The 21,751-nt window shown below is 42.2% G+C and carries 15 protein-coding genes; 7 read left to right on the top strand and 8 right to left on the bottom strand.

Annotated features, from left to right (window positions below; all coding sequences use genetic code 11):
- Positions 1-9: 9 nt before the first annotated feature.
- Both AAC000_RS21845 and AAC000_RS21840 read left to right on the top strand, forming a co-directional pair.
- The gene (locus AAC000_RS21845; protein ID WP_339725886.1) at positions 10-1,188 is read left to right on the top strand and encodes a monodechloroaminopyrrolnitrin synthase PrnB family protein; all 1,179 of its coding nucleotides are present in this window, start codon (positions 10-12) and stop codon (positions 1,186-1,188) included.
- Positions 1,185-2,321 carry an aminotransferase class V-fold PLP-dependent enzyme gene (locus tag AAC000_RS21840; protein ID WP_339725884.1) on the top strand — a complete coding sequence of 379 codons (1,137 nt, stop codon included), beginning with the start codon at positions 1,185-1,187 and terminating at the stop codon, positions 2,319-2,321. The genes AAC000_RS21845 and AAC000_RS21840 overlap by 4 nt, the downstream gene beginning before the upstream one ends.
- Before the next feature lie 115 nt (positions 2,322-2,436).
- Here AAC000_RS21840 and AAC000_RS21835 read toward each other — a convergent pair whose 3' ends face one another.
- Positions 2,437-2,955: a hypothetical protein gene (locus AAC000_RS21835; RefSeq protein WP_339725882.1), complete on the bottom strand. Its 519-nt coding sequence runs from the start codon at positions 2,953-2,955 to the stop codon at positions 2,437-2,439.
- 337 nt (positions 2,956-3,292) lie between these two features.
- On the opposite strand from AAC000_RS21835, the gene AAC000_RS21830 reads away from it, so the two are divergent.
- The gene (locus AAC000_RS21830; protein WP_339725880.1) at positions 3,293-3,712 is read left to right on the top strand and encodes a hypothetical protein; all 420 of its coding nucleotides are present in this window, start codon (positions 3,293-3,295) and stop codon (positions 3,710-3,712) included.
- Between the two features lie 105 nt (positions 3,713-3,817).
- On the top strand, positions 3,818-4,222 hold the full coding sequence (locus AAC000_RS21825; protein WP_339725879.1) for a hypothetical protein: 405 nt from the start codon (positions 3,818-3,820) through the stop codon (positions 4,220-4,222).
- 168 nt (positions 4,223-4,390) lie between these two features.
- Here AAC000_RS21825 and AAC000_RS21820 read toward each other — a convergent pair whose 3' ends face one another.
- The 5 genes from AAC000_RS21820 to AAC000_RS21800 form a co-directional block, all read right to left on the bottom strand.
- Complete coding sequence (locus AAC000_RS21820) at positions 4,391-6,574, bottom strand: family 78 glycoside hydrolase catalytic domain (RefSeq protein WP_339725877.1); 2,184 nt, start codon at positions 6,572-6,574, stop codon at positions 4,391-4,393.
- 149 nt (positions 6,575-6,723) lie between these two features.
- Positions 6,724-9,621, bottom strand: a complete 2,898-nt coding sequence (locus tag AAC000_RS21815) for a TonB-dependent receptor (protein ID WP_339725875.1) — start codon at positions 9,619-9,621, stop codon at positions 6,724-6,726.
- Between the two features lie 420 nt (positions 9,622-10,041).
- Complete coding sequence (locus AAC000_RS21810; RefSeq protein ID WP_339725874.1) at positions 10,042-11,436, bottom strand: FGGY family carbohydrate kinase; 1,395 nt, start codon at positions 11,434-11,436, stop codon at positions 10,042-10,044.
- Complete coding sequence (locus AAC000_RS21805) at positions 11,429-13,129, bottom strand: nucleoside transporter (protein WP_339725873.1); 1,701 nt, start codon at positions 13,127-13,129, stop codon at positions 11,429-11,431. The genes AAC000_RS21810 and AAC000_RS21805 overlap by 8 nt, the downstream gene beginning before the upstream one ends.
- An 86-nt stretch (positions 13,130-13,215) precedes the next feature.
- Positions 13,216-14,007 carry a DeoR/GlpR family DNA-binding transcription regulator gene (locus tag AAC000_RS21800; protein WP_339725871.1) on the bottom strand — a complete coding sequence of 264 codons (792 nt, stop codon included), beginning with the start codon at positions 14,005-14,007 and terminating at the stop codon, positions 13,216-13,218.
- A gap of 187 nt (positions 14,008-14,194) precedes the next feature.
- Here AAC000_RS21800 and AAC000_RS21795 point away from each other — a divergent pair, with 187 nt between their 5' ends.
- From AAC000_RS21795 to AAC000_RS21785, 3 genes are all read left to right on the top strand, one after another.
- A complete protein-coding gene (locus AAC000_RS21795; protein WP_339725870.1) occupies positions 14,195-16,387 on the top strand; it encodes a bifunctional rhamnulose-1-phosphate aldolase/short-chain dehydrogenase in 2,193 nt (730 codons plus the stop codon).
- 19 nt (positions 16,388-16,406) lie between these two features.
- Complete coding sequence (gene rhaI, locus AAC000_RS21790; RefSeq protein WP_339725868.1) at positions 16,407-17,699, top strand: L-rhamnose catabolism isomerase; 1,293 nt, start codon at positions 16,407-16,409, stop codon at positions 17,697-17,699.
- A 348-nt stretch (positions 17,700-18,047) separates the two neighbouring features.
- On the top strand, positions 18,048-19,517 hold the full coding sequence (locus AAC000_RS21785; protein ID WP_339725866.1) for a DUF3336 domain-containing protein: 1,470 nt from the start codon (positions 18,048-18,050) through the stop codon (positions 19,515-19,517).
- Between the two features lie 198 nt (positions 19,518-19,715).
- Here AAC000_RS21785 and AAC000_RS21780 read toward each other — a convergent pair whose 3' ends face one another.
- Together AAC000_RS21780 and AAC000_RS21775 are read right to left on the bottom strand one after the other, a co-directional pair.
- Positions 19,716-21,005 carry an aminotransferase class I/II-fold pyridoxal phosphate-dependent enzyme gene (locus AAC000_RS21780; protein WP_339725864.1) on the bottom strand — a complete coding sequence of 430 codons (1,290 nt, stop codon included), beginning with the start codon at positions 21,003-21,005 and terminating at the stop codon, positions 19,716-19,718.
- Positions 21,006-21,100: 95 nt separating this feature from the next.
- On the bottom strand, positions 21,101-21,712 hold the full coding sequence (locus AAC000_RS21775; protein WP_339725863.1) for a DUF2306 domain-containing protein: 612 nt from the start codon (positions 21,710-21,712) through the stop codon (positions 21,101-21,103).
- Positions 21,713-21,751 lie beyond the last annotated feature (39 nt).

The raw sequence follows: 21,751 nt of genomic DNA, 5'->3' as shown, positions 1-21,751 counted from the left end.
TGGGAAAACATGAAATTACTGACGCCAAAAACACTGGCTTTCGATAGCTGGATCCGTAGCGATTTTGTGCAACTTAATGATGATTTGGAAGCCTTGTATTTCCAGCAAGAAGACAAGTCTAATGTTGCAGGTTTGGGTGATGACATTAAAGAGGCGCTGCAGCGGCAAGGGCGCGAATTAATAATAGAGCTATTGGCTGAGGGTAATACCGATCAGGGATTCGACAGTGCTTTTGATCTTTTAGGTAATGTAGGCCTGTATATGGCAGCGTGTCGTAGACACGAAATTACCGAACCGAGTCGCGAGACTCACTCGCCTTTGGTTGAGGCATCTGCACTAGCCATGCATATTGGTGCCTCAATAGGAGTGACACCACGTTTTGCAACAGCCCATTTGACCACCCACAACAGCGCTCAAAATGGTATTTATAAACGCTTTACCAGTTTAGAAGATGAAAAGCTTTTTGTGGATTATAATACCCGAGGGATATTGGCCTATAAACGCGCCGCTGATGCGCTGTTAAAAATCCAGCCCTTGGGGATCTCTCATCCAATTTGTTTCGATTTGCTGGTGGCATGTCAAAAGGCATTACAAGAAGTAATAGATTCGAATGCAATCTTGTTTGAACGTTTAGATGCCACGCGTTTTTTCTATTGCGTGCGACCTTACTATAAACCTTATCGAGTTGGCTCTCAGATTTTTCGAGGCGCCAATGCCGGCGATTTTGCTGGGATCAATGTTATCGATATGCAGTTAGGTCTGTGTATGGCCAATGATCCTAATTATTCTCAACTTTTAGTTGATAAGTTTCTTTACATGATGCCTGAAGATCAATCTTTATTGCGGGACTGTATGCGACGAGAAAGCATAATGAACGACTTTCTTAATGCTAAAAACTTTGCCGATCACCACTGGTATCAGTCTAATTTAGAGCAATTCCTACTAGCTTGTGCCTTGCACGGTGAAACCGCGAATCAGCACCATGAACAATTGGTTAATAAGTATATTACTGAGCCATCCAGTGATCTTTCGCAAACTCACTTAAATTCCGTCACTGCAAGTGGTCCTCCATTGGCATCTTTGCTAAGTGGATTAGAAAAACTCAAAGATAAACGTATGGCAAATCAACGCAGTGATATTCTGACCCGTTTTGATGATCTTAATAGACTTAAGGCTAGCCTTAAATGACAGTTGATTTAGCGACTCAAAACGTTAAGGACGACTTCTGCCTGCCTGAAAAAGGCAGTTATTTGTTAAGTCACTCGGTGGGACGTCCGTTAAAAAGTGCGCAACAGGCTTTTAGCAAGGCATTTTTTAGTCCATGGGAACACCAAAGTACTGAGCCTTGGCAACATTGGCTAGGAAGTATTTCAAGCTTTCAGTCCGCATTGGGACAGCTCTTTAACCATCGGCCAGAAAACTTTTGTCCGCAAGTGAATTTATCCAGTGCGCTGTGTAAGTTGGTAATGTCACTTCCTAGATTAACTAAACCATCGGCAAAGTTGTTGATGAGTGAATTGGATTTTCCAAGTATGGGGTTTGCATTGCGTCATGCATTACCTGAATGTGAGATTGTTTTTATTCCTAAACAGTTAGATATCAGTTGTGTAGATGTGTGGAACAGCTATTTAAAGGAAGACCTAGATTTAGTGTTTATTAGCCAAGTATATTCAAATTCAGGGCAACAGGCGCCTGTAAAATCCATAGTGGCAAAGGCTAAACAGCAAGGCATTTTAACTCTAGTGGATGTAGCGCAATCAGCGGGGGTTGTCCCTCTAGATCTTTCGAAAACCGCCGCCGACTTTATGATAGGTTCATCGGTAAAATGGTTGTGTTCTGGTCCTGGCGCGGCCTATTTATGGGTACACCCCAATCAAATAGCAGATTGTGAGCCAAAAGATGTAGGATGGTTTTCCCATGAGGATCCCTTTGAATTTGATATTCATCATTTTCGCTACCATCACGGAGCATTGCGCTTTTGGGGAGGAACGCCCTCAGTGGCGCCATTTATCTTGGCAGCCCATAGTATCAACTATGCGAATCAACTACCTCAAGGTCTGGCCAGACAGCATAATTTAAAGCTTTTAGCCATGTTGCATAAAGCGTTTGGCACACAAATGGTGTCACCTAAAGAGGGCAATAAATGCAGTGGTACCGCAATATTGCAGTTTGCAGATGCCCAAGACGCGGTACTGAAAGCCTTAAAAACAGCAGATATTGCAGTAGATGTGCGAAGTTTAGGGATCCGTATTTCGCCGCATATTTACAATGATGAAGATGATATGCAGGCGTTGATTGAGGTGATAACAAAAGTCTGTTAATTCCTAGCAGCTGGTTAACTTTGCATCGAATCAAAAATCATCCACTTTTATTAATAGCAACACGAGTTATTTTCACTTAATAAAGAGCAAGTGGCAGCGGCGATTAATATCCACTTTATGGGTAGAGCTGTACTATGCCACTTTTGCCTTCCCAGTCACCTACTATCCAAATTTCTTCAAAAGGGTGAGAAGAGGGCACAGTGATGCAATGTTGCAGAGCTTGGATCTGTGTTTTACTCCAAGCAGGGTGAGCATTACGGATCACTAGCCAAACGCGTTTCGTTTTATATTGCTTTAACGATTTATTAAATAAAATACGATTTAGGGCAGTTAACAATCGTGATTCAGGGGCGGTGTTCTTTTCTAGTTCCTGTAGTTCTTGACGGGTTTTATCGCTTAGTTCCCGCTGTAATATTTGCATGGCTTCTTGTTCACTGCCATATAGGTGTGCCACTTCTAAATCTAGGCGTTCACCTTCAAAACGACAAGATACATCGGGTTTGGTAGGGCGATTATGCCAAAGGTGGCGAATTGGTTTACCTGTTTGTTGCTCATACCAACGCATAAATAATTTTGCAGCCTGATGCTCCAACGCTATCTTTTCTTGTTCACTGCTGTTAAGTCTAGATACCACACCATTCCCTCAATTCGATTGAAAAGATTAGCATCAACGCTAACTTAAATGTAAATTGCCATTGCCTAAAGTTAACGTTAGATCTTTTTGAGTCAAGGCAAACCTAATTTGACGGTTCTAATAACAGCCAAATAATTGAAGATTTCTATAATACATAACGCATGCCCCTCTATCAGTGCAAATCTAGGCTACATGTCAGATCGTTAATCCAAGCTTAGTAAATTCAACCACTATTGAAGAGATTAAGTTGGAGTATTATTGTCGATAAAATACCCGCAGGGTAATTTAGGTGGCTCTTTATTAATATTTAGGTTCAGCTTAACGCAATGGAATCATCATGCTAAATTTAAAAGACACAGTAAAAATTTTACCTATAGCTGCTACGTTTTTGCTTACTTCTTGTCTGGAATCTCAGAAGCCTTTGATAGACGATTCTAAACTGATCGACCCCTTCGGTAGAGACTTTCAAGTGTCCTATTCTTATGCTGATCTACCGGTGATACCAAATGGCAAGTGGTTCAACAGTATGTCGCGAAACGGGAATATGTTAAGTGTTGCGTTTGTGTCGCCAGAATTTATGCAAGAAACACCAAAGTTTAGTTATTCCATTGCGATGTATGAATGGACAAAACTACAGCACTACAATTATGAATTGCTAAGGTTTAATAAGGACGAAGGTTCAGTGTATCGATGCCGCACAAATAAGGGGACTGTTGAGTCTAAATATTCCCTCTATAAGGCTGTGGAAAATGAATAAAAAAGTCTGGTTAAGAACGGCATTTTAGAGAGTAAATGTGGTGTACCAACCTTTATACGAGAGGATAGGGGGATTCCGATTCGAAAGCCGATCCCAAAACTACCCTTGTCACTGGATGATAAGAAGCAACAGTTATCGCAAATGATAGATATGGCAAAATTTGGAAGGCGTCATAATAAATCGAATAAAACCTATGATTTCTTGAGTCGCGACGGCACGCTCGTCGAATGTAGAGGCCCGTTTTATGAGCGTCTGAATTTCAGACGCAAGAGTGATATTGATGGAAAACCTATGGCACTTCTTATCGTCTATCTTGGCAAACCAGAACGCTTTAGCAATCACCGAAAAGACTTTAATGCCTGCTCAGTTGCATTGAGAAAAGTTGAATTTATGATGTTGCAAGATGCTGCAAGTTCCATTGGGTTGCCATTTGTACCTGATGAAATTACACCAACACAAATGATTGGCGTTGACCAAAATTTCAAAATTTTATATGACAGTGAAAAATAGTGCGTAAAACTTGCCATTTCACATTTGCACAATCTAGTTGGTTTATAATTCCAGCAGCTCAAAGACCGCCCAAGGTCATCGCACTGAGACAATGACGTTTGGGTAAAATGTTTAAAGTGAGTTCTATGCCGGTGAAATTATTTGACACCGGCATAGGATCTGAACTCTTTAATCTATAAAAATTTCGTTGGCTCCTGGAAGCAATATTATAGCATTTTTCCCTTTAACTTTTTCATCGTTTAAAGTAATGCTGCGTTTACTTAACTCATTGAAGATAAATTCCGCAGTGGTATTGGCAGGAATTATGAATGAAAATTTTTGGCTACCTGATGCTTGAAGTTGATAGCTTCCGCTTATTTTTCCTGACAAAGTCGGCACTACAATCTCACTGTGCTTTAGGTCAGCCATCTGTGGTCGAATGATAATGTTGGTAAAGCCTGGGGTTTTTGGTTGTATCCCCCAAAGGTAACGCCCAACGATGTTAGCCGGTGCGGCTCCCCAAGCATGGTTCCAATCTGAATTGGGTTTATATTTCATATCCCAGGCTTCCATAGTGATGGTAGAGCCCACTTTAATCATATTGTACCAACTGCGATCATGTGTCGCCCGCATCAGATCTAAGCCGTATTGCCCTTCTCCGGCTTTATATAAGCCTTCTAATAAGTACTGGGCGCCGTAGACACTGCAGGCCATTCCCCGTGACTTGATAAATGCCACTACACTAGGAATATATTCTTCAGGCACCATGCCAAATGCCAGAGGCATCATATTGGCGTGTAGCGAAGCATGAGTCGAACCTTCACCATCTAGATAAACCCCTCTGGTTTTATCAAATAGTTTTTCGTTAACGGATTGTTTGACTTGATTGGCTAATTGGCTGAATTGTTTTGCATCGTCATTTTTGCCCAGAACCGTTGCCAACTCGGCCATAATCAGCATATTCTGATAGAAAAAACTGTTCACCACTGTATTGACTGGCACGAGGTCGTAACCATCCCGCTCACCCGCTTCGGTGGCCAATTGCCACTTAGTGTCTTTCTGACCGGGAGGCCAATCGACAATGTCTTTTAATCTTCTGGTTGGATCTTTAAATCCAAGCTTTTGCATAAATTGATCGGTTACCAATGGGGATTCGGAGGTAATTAAACCGTCGGCACGGCTAAGTTCAATCAGGGTTTTATGTTTTAACTTATCATAGTAAGCAGCGATAAGTTCGGTATCACCGCTATGGTAATAATCCTGATAGATAATCAAAGCGGTATGTAACAACCACTCAGTTGGCCAGGTTGGGTTTTGCATAAAGTATTCAATGGTTTGTTTGCCCATTGCATACTCAGCGTCAACGTTATAATGGCTTAGCTGATTAATGTAGGCATCGGCTTCATAAGGAATACGCTCTCTGTCGCCATCCACGTAAACGCCAAATGTTGATGTGGCTTTCATACTGTATTTGCTGATATCCCAAACTGCATTAAGCACTGCATCGGAACTGCTAAATAGACTTTGGTCATCTTCAAAATAATGGAATATCGCCCGTTGGGTCACATTTTTAGCGGTAATGTTTTGCTTGGCATTTTCAATTTCCGCATAACGAAAGGGGATGATTACTCCGGCTGAGTTAGGGACTGGTACGCCGTGTTCATTGGTGTTTCGCTCGTCAGCGGGCAGTTGCAAAATATAGTGCGTTTGTTTTGGGGTAACCCTTAATTTCACTTTCTGATAACGAATGGTACCGCCAGGGTTAGTGTCTACCCGACCTTGTTTAAGTTTTTCGCCTACATGGATGATCAGCGTTTCTTTTGAGGTTGCGTGGTAGGTTAGCTCTAATGTACCAAATGCATCTTTACCAAAATCAATAAGGTAATGTCCACTGGACAATTGGGTAAAATGTTGAGGACGAATTTGCTCGGTTTCGATGCTATTGGCTGTAGAGAGGTAGCCGTCAAAACTACCGGTTTTGAAAGATTGGATCTGCGAATAGTTGCTGGGTTGGTTCAACTTGTCCCATATCCTTACTTTCCAAAAATAGCGTGAATTTTTGCTTAACGCGACGCCATCATGTTCGATGTTGATACTCGAAGATGAATTGACTTTGTGACTATCCCAAATATCACCAATATTTTCTTCAATGTTCTGTTTACTTGAGGCCACCAATAGCTGGTAAGCGCTTTGATTAACCGCTTGCTGTGGCACATGCCAACTAAACTCTGGACGCGGATCTGCTATTTCGACATTATTAGTATCGCGAATGTATTCAATGGTTAAGCCCGACGGCATAGTTGAGGCTTGACTGCTCTGTATGCCACAAAAAAGTGATATTGCGACAGAAAATAATACATTTCGATTTTTCATAATTAGTTCTTCTTAAATGCTTTTATCTAAATGGAATTGTTGAGTTAGTGAATTTACTACTTGGCTCAAACAGTAAAGTATTTCAGTTTGAATAACATAAAAATGCCAGTAGCTTATGGCCACTGGCATCTAAACGCTGCTAGGGAATATTAAAAGTTATAACGAGCTCCGACTATAAAGGTTTTGCCATCATAATCTACTCGACGTTGACGATTTAAGTTACCTTCAAACTCAATCAATGGTTCATCTGTCAAATTGAACGCCTCGAAACTCAAGACTAAGTTTTCATTGATATTGTACGATGCCGAAGAATCTAGCTGCCCCCTAGCATCAACAGAACGTGCTGCACCGGAGAAGGTACCACCAGCAGCAAGCTGATATTCATCCCGCCAGTTATAAGCTAAACGCACCGAAAAATCATCATTTTCATAAAACGCGACAGCATTATAATTTTTCTCTGAAACACCTGTTAGCGCTGCTTCATTGCCATTTATTTCACCATCAATATCGATTATGGTGTAATTAAATAATCCACCGAATCCACTCCAAAAACCGGGTAGAAAATCTAGGTTTTGCTGAATGGAGAATTCAAGACCTGTAATTGCAATGGTATCAGGCGTATTTCTGGCTTGAGTAACAATAATGCCTTGCCCTTCGCTAGTGAAACAATCAAAGACACCCTCACTATTAGTTACGCCAGCCCCGGTTAAATTGCCAAATGGTAAATCGCCACCATCATTAGGACACAAGGTTGTTGATGCAATGAATCCTTCTATATCTTTCTTAAACAATGCGACGGTTACTGCTCCTCCTGGGCGATTGTACCATTCAAGTGATAAATCATATGAGTTAGCGCTATAGGGCTCTAAGTTGTTACTTCCTAGTGTGGCTTTAATAGGGTTTGGATCAGTTGTGTCAGTCGATACAGAAATACTCTGAGCCGGTGTATTATCACGATTTAACGGTCGCACAATAGTTTTACTGTATGCTCCGCGTAATATTACATCTTCTGTTAAATTTAAGGTGATATTGGCTGACGGTAATACATTGTCGTAATCATTGTTGGTCGTTACGTATTCAATGGAACCTTCATTATTGCGCATCGATAACAGCTCAATACTGGAATCAACATAGCGAACACCTATATTCGCGCGGTAAGGAATATCTCCAAATGATCCATCAAAATTCAGTTTTCCATACAAGGAAAAGATATCGGTATCTGCAGTATAAGTACCATTAAGCATACCGCCGTCATATGGATTGATTGTCCAGCCAGCAGTACCAAGCATGTAGCCGTCAGGCACAACAACAGGTTGTAATCTTTGTGCGATAAGATTGCCATCTAAAGATGTCCAGTTATTTAAGCTATTAACGTTGCCGCCCATAAAACCCGCGCCATCTAAAAAGTGAACGTCATTTACAAAGTCATTATTGATGAAATCTGTTGAAAGGTTTTGCAAACCAATAGCCGTGTGACGCTGCCGAGAAGAGTCTTCAGTAGAGGAAGTATAAAGAGAGCCTAGTTCGAATCCACTTAATGCTCCCATGTCCAAATAGCGTTCAATATGAATATTGGCAACATCCATATCTGTTTCAATTACAGTATCAGTGTCAGCAATGATAAGCCGATTGTAGCCACCGATATTTGAAGGCGCTTCCAAGACGTAGGGAGGACTAAGTACATAGTCACCACTGGTATTCTCTAAGGTATTCACATCTTCAAAATTGGCACCTTGGGCATTGGTAATATCTACCGAATAACCCTTCCAGTCCGCACCTCCACTAGAAATTTGGGCAATGAGTCCATTTTCTCCGCCGTAGCGATAGTCATATTGTACTGTTCTAGTGATATTACTGCCTTCTGAATGGCCTAGAGCACCTTTAACCGTCCACTCGTCTTTGCTCCATTTAAGATCCCAATTGACATTTAACATATCATCTTTCATAGAGCCAGGTCGTGGCCCTTGAGTAGCATCCACGTGAGTCAGATTAACGTCTGTGACGACATATTCAGGGTTACCTGCTGCATTGTTTCCGGCAAATATAGGACTGGACAGTGCTTCTACTTGAGTCGTTGAACCTTGGTTTGATACCACCCATAAATCAAATGGGCGATCTAAATCTCTATCGGCATACAAAAGGGAGAGATTGGTTTCTGTATTATCATTAATTTTATACTGAATGGCGGTTGATAGGCCAAGGTTGTTACCGTCATAACTGGACACAATCTGACGCATTTGGCCTGGATAGTAAACCTTACCACCATCGGCCATTGTAACCGTACCACCTTCACCATCGGGTAATTCAGAATATCGGGTCACTAAAGTTGTATCACGACGATAATTATCTTTTGAGGAAACAAGGGAAATTGACACACCAAGCCTGTCGTCCAAGAAATGTTTATTGGCAGAAAATGCCATTGCTGGGGAAACCGCTTCAGTTAAACTTTCATATATTCCTTTAACGCTGAGTGTCATTGAGTCATCGGCTAAATCAAGTGGACGTGCAGTTTTGAGGTTGATAATGCCACTTAGCCCACCTTCTGGCATAATCGCCGTTGGTGATTTGACCACTTCAAGACCACTAAACAAATCCGATTGGAATGCGCCAAATGAAGTTCCGCCGTAATCGACAGGATCAGCGAAGGGTAAACCATTGATAAGCGTGCGTGAGAAGTCGTCTGGCAATCCGCGTAAATTGATACTGGCATCCCGTGGACTATCGCTAGGGTTAGAATTACTACGATTGATTTGCACACCCGTTATGCGTTGTAACGATTCACCCAAGTTCAAATCAGGAAAGGCACCCATACTGTCCGCGGAAATACCATCAACAATAGAGTCTGCATTTCGTTTGTTTTCCAATGCATTTTGCAAGCTTTGTTTGTAAATGCCTTTTACCTCAATGACCTCAACTTCATTATTAGATTCTTGTTGTTGTGAGGCGTCTTGTGCTTGTAAGGTGGTGGCGCCCCACAATGGACTCAACAGTGCTGCAACAGCACAGCAAACTTTAGTTTTCTTTGGTATTCCGTTAGCTGTTTTCATTTTAAGTATCTCATTGATGTTTTAGATTCGTGTTGTATGTAATTAGTACTTATAAGGGTACTTTCTGATATTAAGAATCCAACTCGCAATCAAATAAAATTTCACAAAGTGATTGCAATAGACTCCATTTGATAAAATTTAATCACAAATGCGCATTATATGTCAAACATAAATCAAAATTGTTAAATTTTTTCGAGTTAATTTAACAAGTTGTGCCTTTTTTAGCATTGAAAACGCCATTTATAGGATTAATTTTTGTGGGTTTTTATAAATCGCTCAAAATCAGTCATCTGGTTTTGGTGGAGGAGGGGACTCGAAATAATGTTTAGTTATGATAAAAATGGTGCTTGATTGTGTTTTAAAAGTAAATTGTGACTATTTTTCGATATTTTCTTAACTAGCGGCGTGGGAGACTAAGCCTTATAAGATGAGCTTTTTGACTTTGTCACGCCAACATTGTCGATAAGCCTTTAAACCTTTTAAATTGGTAGCCTCGGCAAAAGCAAATTCCTGCAATGATTTTTCTACAGGCCTGTTCCAACGCGTGAGGCACCATGCTCCTTTAATTGTAGTTGCCTCATCACCTGACAATAACACTTGCTGATGAGGACGCATTTGCGCCAACAATGAACAAAGAAATGGATTTTTTGTGGCAGAGCTGCCCAATACAAGATCTCCCTTACTCCCCAGCAAGTCCAATTCATAATCAATCATTAAGGCTAGATAAAGCGTTGCTAAAGCCTTGCCGTTGGCAGGGATCGCATTAAGTTGCCCCATATGACCCAAAAATGGCCCACCAATTGCGCTGAAACTGGGTAACGCAAACACCTTATTATAGATAACCGTCTGCAAGTCATCGGCACTGTATACAGCATCAATTTCAGTACGGGTTAACTCGCAGATTTTTTCAAATTCTCTACCTCCCATAAAACGCGCACAAGGTAAACATTGTCCAACGACACTTACATTGGCTAAGGTATCGTGATTTTCATCGAGTTTTTTCAATTCCTGTGCTGCGCTCATGCATATAATCCATGTGCCGGTAGAAATTACGGTAATATCCGATTTTGGCATCGCGTATAAATAGCGAGCAAATCCAGCATTGGAATCATGAGCACCAGTATATACCCGACAATCTGGTGATAAACTGGTCGTATTACAGACATCCTGTTTCGGATGCCCAGCAACTTCAAATGCCGCTTGAATAGGTGGCATTTTTGCAGTTAATGCTAACCTATCTATTAATGGTGAATAACACTGCTTTTCTGGTAGCCAAAGATCCGTATGGCAGCCTAACGAAGATACTTCGGTATAGGCTTCACCCGTCAGGCGCCATACCCAATACTGTGGGTACATTAACAAGGTTTCACTGTTGGCAAACTCCGCCGGATATTGTTGCTGCATCCAATACAACTGTCGGCCTAAGTTCAGTCCTGCAGGTAACTTGGGTGAAAACGTTTCGCTAAAACTTGGTCGGATTTTGTCATATTCCTGACTAACAATTTCCGGAATCGGGGTTTCGTAATCCAACACTGGCAGAGCCAATTCGCCATTCTGTTGCAATAACACGGCGCAAGCGCCATGCGTACTAACGTTGATAGCCTTAATTGGTGCAATATCATTTGCTTTGCGGATACTCTGCAGTAGCCATTGCCATGTCTGTTGGATATCAAAAAAGGGATAGTCACTATTACACTGAGTAATATTGGATAACTTATCGGAACAAACGATGTCGCCTTTATCATCTAGCAACACCGTTTTAATGTTAGTTTTGCCAATATCAATAATGAGGCAGTGTTCTTCCTGATTAATCATGGCTTGTCGCAACACCAGTAGATTTAAGCGATTCTTGGTTATCTTCGCCGATAGCGCAAAACGTTGCCGTTACAAAGTAAAGCAAACTGGGCCAGATCAATAGGGACTGGAATACTGGTAACGATATCGTGCCTTGAGTACAAGTGATGGCTAAGCCAATACACAATAACAAACAAGCCAAAGCTATCCATTTTAACCATTTAGCAGAACTGCGCTTGATGGTTATGTCAGACGTCGACGATTCACTATCTAGACTTGTTAAAAAGGCGACTTCAGCAGATTCGCGTTGCTGTTGTTGTGTTGCCTCCTCTTTTTGCTCGCTAGGATAGGCTTTGTTAGCTCCCAACACTTTTGCCAATAACAGATAAATCACAGTAGCGGCTAGCCAACTAGGAATAACTAGAAAAAATTGATGCACACCCACAGCATAACTTGCAATGGCAACAATTAAAGCGCCACCCCAGGCGATTATCGCAGCCCAATTGGAATTTTGCTGAGCATAACTAGACCAATAACGGGTTAGGCCAAAACGAGGGAATAACCAGTGCTCTGTCACTATGACTGCCCCTATTGGTGCGACAATGAGCCCCATAATGCTGACAAAATCCATCAACTTGGAAAACACAAAAGGGAAGCAGGCAATAATTGTGGTCACCACACCAGTGATTATAGTGACTTTGACTCTGTCCCATTTAGGGTTTAACGATTGAAAGGCTAATCCGGCACGATAAATAGTCGGATTGGAGGTAGTCCAACCCGCAATAATGACAGCAATAATACCTGCCGCACCTAGGGCCTGAAATGCCACTTCACCAGCATCCAGTGCCGATACCGAGGTTTTCAGCAATATGGCCGCTCCGGCACCCATTACTCCGGCACAAATCCAAGCGGCGAAATGACCGATAAACATACCCAATGCAGAAAAATAGCCATAGTTAGCTCGGCGTGCAAAACGCAATACTGTCATATCTGACAAGCCGCCATGCATGGCAAAATTACATACCCAAGCAAATGCTGCTACATGCCAAAAACCTAATTCGCCTTCGCTGGCAATCCAGATATGTTGATCGGCAACTGTTTTAAAGTCGGAAAAACTACTAATTGAATCCACACCCGGTGTCATGCTGGCCAACAAAGGCATCAACGCTAATGCACCAGCAAAAAACATTAAAATCATCCAAGGAGCGCATACTTCAGCAAACTGAGCAACCCGCTTGAAACCTTTAGCTGCAATGGCAACCACCACAGCACCTACAATTAATGCCACTACCACAAACCCCGGGCTAGTAGGGTACCAATTTACCTGTACAGGAATATCGAACAAGATACGCACTGCCGAAGCAGACACGGTAATCATGGTCCCCGCCAGCACGCAAAACAACGCACCGTTGACCACTGAGTAGAGTTTAATGGTGCCGGGACCGGCAATTTTCTCCAGATAAGCGTACAAGGTTAAGCGAGTATTAACGGCAATGGGAGCGCAAACTAAGGCCCAAGTTAACACCGCCAATAAATTGCCCAGTAATAATCCTATGAGGATATCACTGGTACCGACCCCCCATGTGACGAACATCGCGCCAATAACAAACTCAGTTCCGGCCACATGTTCACCTGCATAGCTGGCGGCAAAATGACGGGCAGGTTGTAACCTGTTCGCTGTTACCGGCGTACGTTCAAACTCTTGGTTCCCCATACTACTTACACCTCATGGTTATTATTTTTTTGTTATTAGAGCATGCTAGCAATGAACAATATCCAGGTTCGAACGGTCAACAGGCCCTAATTTTTGTTAGCATCCACAATGATTGTCTGCACACCATGTTCGGCGAACAAACGTAGATACTTTTCATCCACACCACTATCCGTAATTAACACATCAACTTCTTCTAAAGGGCACAGAATAAAATTGGAACGCTTACCCAGCTTGCTTGAATCCGCTAGTACTATTAGTTGATCAACTTGACGCATCAGTTTCTGTTCGGCACTGATTAACAGCGGATCAGATTCCATCACGCCATAGTCGCCTATACCTGGCGTACCCATAAACATCTTGGTTCCGTGATAATGTTTGATGGTGTCATGCTCAAAAGCACTCAAAATTAACTTTTGCTTACGATACAATTCGCCACCCGGTAGAGTGATGCGATTGTCGCTTGTTTCGAGCAATTCCAGCGCTAATGGAAATGAGTTGGTCAAGATATTTAATTCCCGTTTAGCCAAATATTCGGCCATCATATAGGTCGAACTGCCACCATTGATGATAATGGACTCACCGTCTTCACATAGCTCAACGGCCTTGCGCGCAATCAGTTGTTTCTCACGAGTCATGCGTTCCTTGTCTACCAGAAACGCACTACCTTCAAGATGCATAAGCTTACGTTTTTTATGGGGATCTAATCGCTCAGCACCACCATGAATTTTTTTCAATTTATGTTCTTCAGCCAACTCCACCAAATCTCGGCGAATAGTGGCCTCCGAAGCTGATAACTCATCTGTCAGTTCTTGCACTGTAATCAGGTGTCGCTCATCGAGCAAATCCAGAATCAAATGATGACGTTGTGACTTATGCATATGATTGCCTTTGAAAATTTTGGTTGTTCAATACTAAATCAATCATCCAAGATGCGCAAAATATTAACATAATATGACATAATTAGAGCATAACCATTCGATATTGACAATATAATGATTGATAATGATTGTATTGTGATTATAATTGGTTGCTAATTTGAACCTCGCTACTGTTGGGATAAAGATAATGCAGGATCCGAAAAAAGAATTTCGCCACGTAGACTATTTATGGTCTGATGAAGTGGCCGATAAACTCGGCCCAGTGGATAACTTAGTTTATCGTTCCAATCTACTCGGATCGGATCAGCGCATCACCAATACTGGTGGCGGCAATACCTCAGCTAAATTACAAGAGAAAGATCCGCTTACTGGCGAAATGGTCGAAGTTCTTTGGGTGAAAGGCTCAGGTGGTGACCTGCGTACCGCAACCCGGGAAAATTTTGCGTCTTTATATGAAGACAAATTGCAGGCGCTGGATAAGGTTTATCAGAAAATGCCCGAGGTCGGTTACAAGTCCAGTGGCGAAGATGCCGTTGTTGGCCTCTTTCCACATTGTGTGTTTTGTTTAAATCCACGGGCTTCATCTATCGATACCCCCTTACATTCGATGATCCACAATAAGCATGTCGACCATTTACACCCGAATTCAGTGATTTCGATTGCATCTTGTAAAGATCAGGAACGCTTGACTCAAGAGGTATGGGATGGTGCGTTAGCTTATGTGCCGTGGATGCGTCCTGGCTGGGAAGCCGCAAAATTATGCGCCGAGGTATACGACAAAAATCCGAATATTAAAGGTATATTGCTTGGTCAACATGGTCATACAAACTGGGAAGAAGAGAGCAAAGCCTGCTATGAAACCTCACTTTGGGTTATCGAAAAAGCCAGTCAATTTATTGAAAAACACGACAAAGGCGACAACACCTTTGGCGGTGCCAAGTACCAAAGCTTGCGCTGTAATGAACGCAATGAATTGTTAACCCAATTTTTGCCGGTCGCCAGAGGTTTGCTTTCAAACAAAGCCAAGTTTATTGGTACTGTGCAAACGGATGACAATACTTTAGGTTTTGTAAATAGTGTTGATGCGCCGCGACTGGCCGAATTAGGTACCTCTTGTCCTGATCATTTTTTACGCACCAAAATCAAACCATTGTATCTAGATTGGGATCCACAAAGTGGTGATCTAGACAGCCTTATCAGCATTTTTGAGCAAGGTCTGGAGCAGTATCGTCTTGATTACACTGCCTATTACAATCAATGCAAACACCATGATTCGCCCCCTATGCGCGACCCAAGTCCAACCGTTGTACTCATACCTGGCGTGGGTATAATTGGCTGGGGGAAAAATAAAAGTGAATCCCGGGTTACTACCGAATTTTATAACTGTGCGATTGAAGTCATGCGCGGTGCAGAAGCCGTCAGTGAGTATACCGCATTACCAATTCAGGAAGCCTTTGATATTGAGTATTGGGCATTGGAAGAAGCTAAGTTACAAAGAATGCCGGCGGAAAAACCCCTAGCACGTGATGTTGTTATTATTATTGGTTCCGGTGATGGTATTGGTAAAGCCACCGCTCACAGAGTAGCTAAAGAAGGGGCGCACGTGGTTTGTGCTGATCTACGCGCCGATGCTGCTAAACGTAGCGCTGATGAATTGCAAAGTAAGTATGGTCTTGGCGTTGGTGTTGCAGGAACAGACATTTCCGGTTGTGGTCCTGCTATCGGCTTATCGGTTGATATTACTAAGCGTGAAAGCGTAAAAGCCATGCTCGATCAGGTTATATTGGCCTACGGTGGTGTAGACAAGGTCATAGTCACCGCTGGAGTATTCTTAGCTCCCGGGCAAAATGGTATGGATGATGATGACATGTTTGATGTCAGCTTTTCAGTCAATGTAAAAGGTGGCTATATCGTTGCCACCGAAGCTGCAAAAGTGTGGGGCAAACAAAAGCTACCCGGTGCTTTGGTTTTAACCACTAGCGTCAACGGGGTTGTCGCTAAAAAAGGGTCGATGGCCTATGACACTAGTAAATCCGCCGCCAATCATCTAGTGCGTGAATTGGCTGTGGAATTGGCACCTTTGGTGAACGTTAATGGACTTGCCCCAGCGACTGTCGTTAAAGGTAGCACTATGTTCCCCCGGGACAGAGTGATTGCTTCATTGAAAAAATACGCCGTCCCTTTTACACAACAAGACAACGACGATGACTTACGCACTAAATTGGCAGAGTTTTATGCCCAGCGAACCTTAACTCGTCAGCCTATTACCCCAGAAGATCAAGCCGAAGCGGCTTATCTACTAATATCCGGCCAGCTCAGTAAAACCACTGGCCAAATTATCAGTGTCGATGGTGGCTTACACGAAGCCTTTTTACGCTAATTTATTTGAAGGAATCAAAGTGAACAATCTTTTGAATCATGATTTTATTGATGACTGTAACCAGCAATGCGAAAAACAATTGCAACTGGATTACCAATACTTAGGTGAAAAATTTTCACAACTTAATATTGATATTGAAGACATAGTGGCACACGCCAGCGACTTTTGTATTGCACTGCCAAGTTGGGGCGTGGGCACAGGCGGAACGCGATTTGCGCGTTTTCCAGGTCTGGCCGAACCGCGCAATATTTACGAAAAACTCGAAGACTGCGCGGTGATTAATAGGTTAGTTCAATGTACCTCTGCAGTATCCCCCCATTTTCCCTGGGATGTGGTTGATGATATGCCGGCTTTGCGTGAACAAGCCCAAACACTTGGATTGCATTTTGATGCTGTTAACTCCAATACCTTTCAGGACCAAGCACAGCACCAGCATAGCTACAAGTTTGGCAGTCTGACTCACACCGAGCAAAAAACGCGCGAGCAAGCTATTCAGCATAATCTAGATTGCATTGAATACGGTAAGGCACTGGGTAGCAAAGCATTAACCGTATGGGTCGGCGATGGCAGCAACCATCCAGGGCAACAGCATTTTAGCCGCGCTTTAGAACGCTATCTGGATTCAACAAAAATTATTTACAATGCTTTGCCTAACGACTGGCAGATGTTTATTGAACATAAAATGTTTGAACCGGCATTTTACTCGACTGTCATTCAGGATTGGGGCACCAATGTGTTGTGTGCAATGGAATTGGGTGACAAAGCAAAATCATTAGTGGATTTGGGCCACCATGCACCCAACGTGAATATTGAGATGATCGTGTCGCGTTTGATCCAGTTCAAAAAACTGGCAGGTTTCCATTTTAACGACAGTAAATATGGCGATGATGATCTCGATAGCGGCTCAATTAATCCCTATCAGCAATTTTTAATTTTTAACGAGCTGGTTGATGCCGAATATCGAGGCGCGGAAGGGTTTAACCCTGCCTATATGCTGGATCAGTCCCATAACGTTACCGACCCAATTGAAAGTTTGATGAACTCAGCCGAATCGGTGCAACGCTCATTTATTCAAGCCAAACTGGTCGATCGTGAAGCCTTGTATACTTATCAACAAAGTAACGACGCCTTAATGGCCAGTAACACACTCAAAGCAGCATTTCATTTGGACGTAACTCCAATTTTGGCCATGGCCAGATTACGTTCTGGCGGTGCCATCAATCCTTTGCAAACCTATCGAAAAGCCGAATATCGTCAAAATTTAAAAAAACAGCGCCCACAAACATCCCATGGCGGTTCTGGCATAGTCTAACTGCCCACATTTTCCTTGACACATAAGAAGCTCCTGACTTGGGGCTTTTTACTGAAATTAGATCAGCGAATGATTCTTACTTAGCTTTTATTTGACTACCAAATCCTTGAAGTCCTATGGTCCACCAGATTAAGGTGTTAGTCATTAATTCCGCTTGTAAATCTTGCTGTATTTATTAATTATTAGCATAAATTAAAACTTCTAAGCTATTTTACCCCCAGTCATTGTTAACAAATAAGCATTCCCACTCATTTTGGCTTGTATCTATATATCAGTCATCTTGATGGTTCCGCTTATTTTTTTGATTATAATGTTCAAAATAGTTTTTTGTTGCGGAAGTCTGACTTTATGTTGTCTATCACCTCTGGTTTATCTCTTAACCGCTTAGAGCGAAAAATGCGCAGTGCCAACTGTTATGCTGATTGGAAAAGTGCCGCTCTTGAGCATGACGCTAAATCGGGGTTTGCAGCATGGAAAAGCAAAGAGGAGTCGAAGAGTTACGATTATGTGAACATTCGTACCAGAATAGATGCCCTTAAAGAGTTCAGACGTCAGCAAGATGACGTTGGTTTGTTATTTGCTCTTAATGAAGGTATTCATGGTAATCAAGGAGGCATGGGTAAATCAATCCTCTATCAAAAGGCTAAATTTGGCACTAAACAACTTATTGAAGAGTACGTTGATGAAATAGTCAGTGCTCTCGAGCATATCTCTACTATTCCCGAATCCAGTGAAATCACCAAGGAAGACAAACTGGATTTTTTTGAACGCGCAAGTCATTGTTTTGGGCGATCCGCTTTGATGTTAAGTGGTGCTGGCTCCCTCGGGCATTTTCATCGTGGTGTTATTAAGACTTTATTTGAACATAAAGTGTTACCTACTGTTATTTCTGGATCAAGCGCGGGGGCGGTGTCTGCAGCGATTCTTGGTACCTATTCTGACGATGAATTGCCAGCGGTATTGTATGGCAACAAAGACTTGGACCCGCGACAAGCTGAGATAGATAGCCGTCCTAAAAGTCTGATCCGTAAGCAATCTGACTCAACATCCTTAAAAACAATGCTCGAGGCAATTCTTCCTGATATGACTTTTCAGGAAGCCTATGAAAAAACGGGGCGAATGATTAGCATCACTATTGCTCCTTTTGAGGAACACCAGTCTTCTAGACTAATGAATGCCATTACTTCGCCAAATGTTTATATACGCACTGCAGTTATGGCGTCTTGTGCAGTACCTGGGGTTTACCCCCCTGTTATGTTGATGGCGAAAAATGTATACGGTGAGGCTCAGCCACATTTACCTGATCGTCGTTGGGTAGACGGTGCGGTCACTGACGACTTACCCGCCAAAAGGCTCGCTAGGCTTTATGGTGTTAATCATTATATTGTGAGTCAGGCTAACCCCTTGGCACTTGCAATAATGAAAGGCGAACAGTATATGCCTGTGTCTGAAGGGGCCAAAAAGGTGATCCGCTTATCCACCCATGAAATGTTGAAAAGTGGTGAGAAGTTTAGTCGTCGTTATTTGCGTAAAATCCCCGAAGTGGGTAAAGCCATGAACATGTTCTATTCGGTGATGGCACAAGATTACAAAGGGGATGTGAATATTGCTCCTAACTTTAACTTTGTTGATCCTCAAAAGTTACTTGGACAGCTAACCTCTGCTGAAATCCAAGAATTGGTCATTGAAGGGGAACGCTCAACTTGGCCACAATTGGAACAGATTAAAACTTGCTCGAAAATTGGCAATAAATTAGATGAAATATTAGATACACATAGTGACCATAATATTAAGCGTTTGTATAAAAAACGCACTTGAGTGGCTGCATAAACCTAATAAACGAATATTTGGTCAATATGCGTATGAAGTATTGCGGTTGATTGAAGAGTAGTTATCTATACTAGGGATTCATAATGCTGAACTAGGTGATCTTGTTGTTCGTAAATAATAAAAAAGACTCACTTTTTACACAACAACGGGGCAAATTACCCCGTTGTTAAGTCCTTGGCTTGTTGGCTATTTTACAGAATCAAGTGCCTGACTGACATCGGCGATAATATCGTCAATATTTTCGATACCCACAGATATTCTAACAAGATCTTCGCTCACACCGGCTTTGGCAAGTTCTTCTGGGTTAAGTTGCCTATGCGTTGTAGAAGCAGGATGACAGGCCAACGATTTAGCATCACCTATGTTAACGAGTCTTAGGATCATTTGTAGGGCATCGATAAACTGACCGCCAGCCTCTTTACTAGATGAATCTGCACTTGTTTTGATACCAAAACTTAAAATACCTGATGCTTTGCCATTGGTGATTTTCTGGCAAGTGGCTTGGTAAGGACTGTCTGGTAGCGCTGCGTAATTAACCCAACTGACTTTCTCGTGATTGCTTAAATAAGCTGCGAGTTTTTCGGCGTTTTCACAATGACGCTCCATTCGTAAACCTAGTGTTTCCAAGCCCATTAAAATATTAAAGGAATTAGTGGGTGAGATAGCTGCGCCAGTGTTACGTAAAGGAGCAACCCGACAACGTCCAATATAAGCTGCTGGCCCTAGCGCTTCTGTATACACTACGCCGTGATAGGACGGATCTGGTTGGTTCAATACTGGGAAACGTGCTTTGTTGGCAACCCAATCAAACTTACCAGAGTCAATAATTACACCTCCGATAGATGTGCCATGGCCGCCAATGTATTTGGTTAATGAGTGAATAACAATGGCCGCGCCCTTTTCAATTGGACGACATAAAAAGGGGGTAGCGACAGTGTTATCAACTATTAACGGCACACCGTGTTTAGCACCAATCTCCGCTAGCTTCTGCAAATCGACAACATTACCTGCGGGGTTACCAATAGATTCACAGAAGATCGCTTTGGTATTTTCATCAATGGCTGCTTCGAAGGCGTCATAATCGTCAGCAGCAATCATGCGTGCTTCAATGCCTTGATTGGGTAGCGCGTGTGCAAATAAATTGTATGTGCCTCCATATAGCTGACTTGTGCTGACAATATTGTCTCCCACAGTACAAATACATTGAATCGCATAGGTGATAGCTGCCATACCTGACGCTACGGCTAATGCCGCTATACCTCCCTCCATTGCCGCGATGCGCTCTTCTAGTACTGCTGTGGTTGGGTTCATGATCCGAGTATAGATATTACCCGGCACTTTTAAGTCAAACAGGTCTGCGCCGTGCTGAGTGTTGTCAAATGTATATGAAGTTGTTTGGTAAATAGGTACAGCTGCCGCTTTAGTGGTTTCTTCTGAGGTGTAACCGTGATGTAAAGCTAAGGATTCTAATTTCATGTTGAGTCTGTTCCTTGTTAAATAGATTTTTTAATGCATCAACAATAGCTCGATGTCTCTTATGAGTTCAAACATAAGCGCTTCGGTTATTGTGCTTATTTGGAATAAGGTATGTTTAGATTTAGTTTCCAAAGGTATATCTCAGCCAACAACAAGTTAATTGGCCAACAACTCCAATAGATAATTTGTTGCGCGGTATACAAGTCGAAAAACGAATACAGAATAGGGGATAATAATCGTAATGTAATGGCTGAAGCGGTTAGGGCTGTGCTACGAATAATCCATTTTTTATGTTGTTGAATATCGCCATTTAGGGCGTGAAATACTGCTTTAAATGTAACAAACCACCACAAAGTTGCCAGTGTACTTAACGCAACTGTACTCGATAATCCTCCATAGGCATTCCATGCCAAATAGTAAGCACCTGTACAAGAGATAACGACTGCAACGGAATATAGCTTGCCTATTTTCCTATGCCAGTACTTATATTGCTTTATAAGAAAAAATTGTATGGGTATTAATGCCAGTGCTAAAGCACCCGCTACAATATGCATGTATAAAAACAATTTTGGTAATGCAAATAAACGCGTATGAATTGGACCAGCCATTCCAATAAAGGGTAAATACACGGCGTATCCTGCAACGCCGAAACAAAGTATCGCTCCCGTTATGAGTAATAATTTGTAGAGTCTAATTTGTAACGTCATTTTAACTATGGGGTTGAGTGTATTTAGCTCTATTCAAAC

Source organism: uncultured Paraglaciecola sp. (assembly GCF_963977085.1).
Lineage (GTDB): Bacteria > Pseudomonadota > Gammaproteobacteria > Enterobacterales > Alteromonadaceae > Paraglaciecola.
The sequence above is the reverse complement of the archived record's forward strand: the minus strand, read 5'-3'. Positions and strand labels throughout refer to the sequence as shown.

What these genes read in the sequence shown, in the direction of transcription:
- AAC000_RS21845 (WP_339725886.1), top strand. Translation starts at nt 10, where the DNA reads ATGAAATTACTGACGCCAAAAACACTGGCTTTCGATAGCTGGATCCGT.
- AAC000_RS21840 (WP_339725884.1), top strand. Translation starts at nt 1,185, where the DNA reads ATGACAGTTGATTTAGCGACTCAAAACGTTAAGGACGACTTCTGCCTG.
- AAC000_RS21830 (WP_339725880.1), top strand. Translation starts at nt 3,293, where the DNA reads ATGCTAAATTTAAAAGACACAGTAAAAATTTTACCTATAGCTGCTACG.
- AAC000_RS21820 (WP_339725877.1), bottom strand. Translation starts at nt 6,574, where the DNA reads ATGAAAAATCGAAATGTATTATTTTCTGTCGCAATATCACTTTTTTGT.
- AAC000_RS21815 (WP_339725875.1), bottom strand. Translation starts at nt 9,621, where the DNA reads ATGAAAACAGCTAACGGAATACCAAAGAAAACTAAAGTTTGCTGTGCT.
- AAC000_RS21810 (WP_339725874.1), bottom strand. Translation starts at nt 11,436, where the DNA reads ATGATTAATCAGGAAGAACACTGCCTCATTATTGATATTGGCAAAACT.
- AAC000_RS21805 (WP_339725873.1), bottom strand. Translation starts at nt 13,129, where the DNA reads ATGGGGAACCAAGAGTTTGAACGTACGCCGGTAACAGCGAACAGGTTA.
- AAC000_RS21800 (WP_339725871.1), bottom strand. Translation starts at nt 14,007, where the DNA reads ATGCATAAGTCACAACGTCATCATTTGATTCTGGATTTGCTCGATGAG.
- AAC000_RS21795 (WP_339725870.1), top strand. Translation starts at nt 14,195, where the DNA reads ATGCAGGATCCGAAAAAAGAATTTCGCCACGTAGACTATTTATGGTCT.
- AAC000_RS21785 (WP_339725866.1), top strand. Translation starts at nt 18,048, where the DNA reads ATGTTGTCTATCACCTCTGGTTTATCTCTTAACCGCTTAGAGCGAAAA.
- AAC000_RS21780 (WP_339725864.1), bottom strand. Translation starts at nt 21,005, where the DNA reads ATGAAATTAGAATCCTTAGCTTTACATCACGGTTACACCTCAGAAGAA.
- AAC000_RS21775 (WP_339725863.1), bottom strand. Translation starts at nt 21,712, where the DNA reads ATGACGTTACAAATTAGACTCTACAAATTATTACTCATAACGGGAGCG.